Here is a 3,717-nt window from a genome sequence, read left to right on the forward strand (position 1 = left end):
GATGGGCCGTCACGACGCGCCGGAGGGTCCGCGCATCTTCCGCGGCCTCGGGGGTCACCCCGGCTGCGATCTCGAAGCGCTCCTTGATCCCAGGCCCGAGTTCCACGTTGTGCTCCTTCACGAAGGGGAGCAGCGTCGACTGAAGCTCGAACCCCTGAATCGAGGCGAAGGCCGTGCGCCAGGCGACGATGTCCTCTCCGGCGATCTTCGTGTGTTCCACTTCGGGCAGGGCGGGCGATAGCACCTCGAGCGTGTCCCACACCAGCTGGTCAACGCTGGCTTCGCAATAAGAGACAATGTCCGTTGCTAGAATGAGCCGTTCGATCTGGACGTTGTGGCTGTCTCCATGAAGCAATGTGTGGCCGACCATGTGGAACAGAGCCGCATCCTGGGCGAGAATGCCCACCGTGTCGAAACTCGGCGCCATCGGCGTCACACCGGTCGTGTCGATACGGCCATGGCTGGGACGAAGGCCATACAGCCCGCAAAATGAGGCCGGGACGCGGATCGAACCGCCCGTGTCCGAGCCCAGCGCGAAATCGCACATCTGTGCGGCTGTGGCCGCCGCCGAACCGCAAGACGAGCCGCCAGTCACGAAGCGCCCGGCGCGCGGATTGACCGGTTGCCCGTAATGGGCGTTGGTCCCGAGCACGCTATAGAAGAACTCATCGCAAATGGTGATGCCTGTCAGCGAAGCGCCTGCGCCAAGCAATTCAACGATGACAGGCGCCGTCCGCGCCGCCGGGGCAGCGGCCGCATAGGATTCCGGGTTGCCGTTGCCGGTCTTGCGACCCTCGATGGCAAAGAGGTCCTTCGCCATGAAACTGAGCCCGGCGATGGGGCCGGTCTGCGCACCGAGTATCGGTTCCTCCAGCGTGTGGGGTACCAGCGCATGGACGGGATCGTGTTGCGGGACGGCGATCATTCGGAGCCTCCGTTGTCTGAAAAGAGCGTGCGCGGACCGACACAACGCCATAGAAGTGCCCTCACCGCAACGCGTGAAGAGCCCGCGTGGTTTCGAGGAGGCTAAGGTCCGGTGCGCGCAACAACGAGACGCCGCAAGGCGCTTCCGCCGACCGTCTGGGCGCTCGGCTTCACATCGCTGTTCATGGATGTGTCCTCGGAGCTGATCCATGGCCTGCTGCCCCTGTTTCTAGTGGTGAATCTGGGTGCAAGCGCCGTCGTTCTCGGACTGGTCGAGGGGGTCGCCGAGGCCGCGGCGCAGACCGTGAAGGTCTTCTCGGGCTGGCTGTCCGATACGCTCCAGCGGCGCAAGGCGCTTGCGGTCGTGGGTTATGGCCTGGCGGCCGTGACCAAGCCGCTCTTTCCCTTGGCCGGCTCGGTCGTGCTCGTGGCCTTCGCGCGGCTGTTGGATCGCATCGGCAAGGGAATTCGCGGGGCGCCACGCGATGCACTGGTCGCCGATGTCACCCCGCCGGCGCGGCGCGGCGCGGCCTTCGGCCTACGGCAGTCGCTCGACACGGTCGGTGCGACGATCGGGCCGCTGGCGGCGATAGGGCTCATGGCGGCCTTCAATGACGATATTCGCACCGTGTTGTGGTTTGCGGTTATTCCGGCGGTGATCTCGGTGGTTATCCTTTTGGTCTTCGTCCGGGATCCAGGCCCCAGGGATGCATTGGCCGCCGCACCAAGACGCGTGCCCATCAAGTTTCGCCAGCTCGGCGGCCTTGGCCGGTTCTATTGGCTGGTCGTGGGCGCGGGCGCCGTATTCACGCTGGCCCGTTTCAGCGAAGCGTTTCTGGTCATCCGCGCCTACGGTGCGGGCCTGCCCTTGGCGCTAGCGCCGGCGGTCATCGCGGTAATGAGTATCGTCTTTGCCGTCACGGCCTATCCGGCGGGCCGTTTGCAGGATCACTTCGGCGCGCGGCCGCTGCTCGTCGCGGGGCTCGGCACGCTGATCGCCGCCGATCTGCTGCTGGCGTTCGGCTCGGGTCTTGTCGCCATCTTCCTTGCCATCGGTCTTTGGGGTCTCCATTTGGGACTGACACAGGGTGTCTTGTCGGCGCTCGTGGCACATGCGGCGCCTGCGGAGGTTCGCGGGACGGCGTTCGGTATCTTCGGCCTCACGGTCGGGGCCTCGACGCTAATAGCGAGCCTGATCGCCGGGGTGCTGTGGGAGGTGGTGTCGCCCGAAGCGACGTTCCTGGCGGGTGCGGGATTTGCAGCCATCGCCATGGTCGCGTTCGTGGCAGTGCGGCCTATTGAGCGGGTCTAGCCGCCAAGCCCTAGCGGCAATGGCGCAAGCGGCGTTATAGAAAGACCCGGGATTTTGGATTCGAGACGATGGACGCGACCAGCCACAGCTTCCGCAAGATGAACGGCCTCGGGAACGACTTTGTCGTGATCGATCGCCGCACAGACGGCCTTGCTTTGCCCATCGATACGGTGCGCGCCATCGCCGACCGTGCGACGGGGATCGGCTGCGATCAGTTGATCGCGCTCGATCCGTCCTCGGAGGCGGATGTGTTCATGCGCATCTGGAACGCTGATGGCGGCGAGGTGGCTGCATGCGGCAATGCGGCCCGCTGCGTGGCAGCGGTCGTCGCGACCGAGCTGGGACGGCCTACCGTCACCATAGAAACCAAAGACCAGGTGCTTGGGGCGTATGCCGGCGCGGACGGCGCTGTTACCATCGACATGGGCGAGCCGCGGCTTCGCTGGGACGAGATTCCGCTCGCCGAGGAATTCCACGATACCAGCGGCATCGAGCTTCAGGCTGGCCCCATCGACGCACCGGTGATGCACTCGCCGGGCGTGGTCAGCATGGGTAATCCTCACGCGATCTTTTTTGTCGAAGATGTGGACGTGATCAAACTCGACCTGATCGGGTCCATGCTGGAGCGCCATCCGCTCTTTCCCGAGCGCGCCAATATCTCGATCGCGCAAGTCTTGAGCCCTGCGCATCTCCTCTTGCGGACCTGGGAACGGGGCGTCGGACTCACCCGCGCCTGTGGGACGGCGGCCTGCGCCTCGGCGGTCGCGGCTGTCCGGCGCGGCTTGACGGACCGCAAGGTCACGGTGACTCTGCCGGGCGGCGACCTGGCGATCGAATGGCGCGAGGATGACGGTCACGTTTTGATGACCGGCCCGTACGCGCTCGACTTCGAAGGCACGCTCCCAGGAGAGGTGTTCGATACGGGCGAAGCGCAAGGTGTCTGACACACACTTTGAATTCTGTTAGAACCCGGAAAATGTCCGATCTGGAAATCATAACCTTTGGCTGCAGGCTCAATGCGTACGAGTCCGAAGTCATGCGCCAACATGCGCAAACCGCCGGCGTTGCCGACGCGGTGATTGTCAACACGTGCGCGGTGACGGGCGAAGCGGTGCGCCAGGCGCGCCAGGCGATCCGCAAGGCGCGGCGGGAGCGTCCGGGAGCGAAGATCGTGGTGACCGGTTGCGCGGCCCAGATTGACCCAGATCAGTTTGCCGGCATGGACGAAGTGGACCGCGTCGTCGGCAACCAGGAGAAGCTCGAGGCGCCTACCTTCCAAGCGCTCGGCAATCCTGGGCTTGGTGCACATGGATTTGGCACGGGCGAGACCGAGAGAGTTTCCGTAAACGACATCATGTCGGTCACGGAGACCGCGGGGCACCTGATCGAGGGTTTCGGCAATCGTGCCCGCGCCTATGTGCAGATCCAGAATGGCTGCGATCACCGCTGCACGTTTTGCATCATTCCTTTCGGGCGCGGAC

The 3,717-nt window shown here is 64.7% G+C and carries 3 protein-coding genes and 1 pseudogene; 3 read left to right on the forward strand and 1 reads right to left on the reverse strand.

What is annotated here, in order from left to right; all coding sequences use genetic code 11:
- The coding region (locus WBQ77_RS06205) for an amidase family protein (RefSeq protein WP_424059405.1) at positions 1 to 925 on the reverse strand (925 nt) is incomplete at its 3' end.
- Positions 926 to 1,036: 111 nt separating this feature from the next.
- On the opposite strand from WBQ77_RS06205, the gene WBQ77_RS06210 reads away from it, so the two are divergent.
- The 3 genes and pseudogenes from WBQ77_RS06210 to WBQ77_RS06220 all read left to right on the forward strand — a co-directional run.
- On the forward strand, positions 1,037 to 2,236 hold the full coding sequence (locus WBQ77_RS06210) for an MFS transporter (RefSeq protein WP_424042911.1): 1,200 nt from the start codon (positions 1,037 to 1,039) through the stop codon (positions 2,234 to 2,236).
- A gap of 68 nt (positions 2,237 to 2,304) precedes the next feature.
- Positions 2,305 to 3,180, forward strand: a complete 876-nt coding sequence (gene dapF / locus WBQ77_RS06215) for a diaminopimelate epimerase (protein WP_424059408.1) — start codon at positions 2,305 to 2,307, stop codon at positions 3,178 to 3,180.
- Between the two features lie 32 nt (positions 3,181 to 3,212).
- Positions 3,213 to 3,717, forward strand: a pseudogene (locus WBQ77_RS06220) (tRNA (N(6)-L-threonylcarbamoyladenosine(37)-C(2))-methylthiotransferase MtaB); the annotation flags it as partial.

Source organism: Methyloceanibacter sp. (genome assembly GCF_049590335.1).
In the GTDB taxonomy this organism is placed as follows: domain Bacteria; phylum Pseudomonadota; class Alphaproteobacteria; order Rhizobiales; family Methyloligellaceae; genus Methyloceanibacter.

Coding starts and splice junctions, on each gene's coding strand:
- dapF (WP_424059408.1), top strand. CDS start 2,305: ATGGACGCGACCAGCCACAGCTTCCGCAAGATGAACGGCCTCGGGAAC.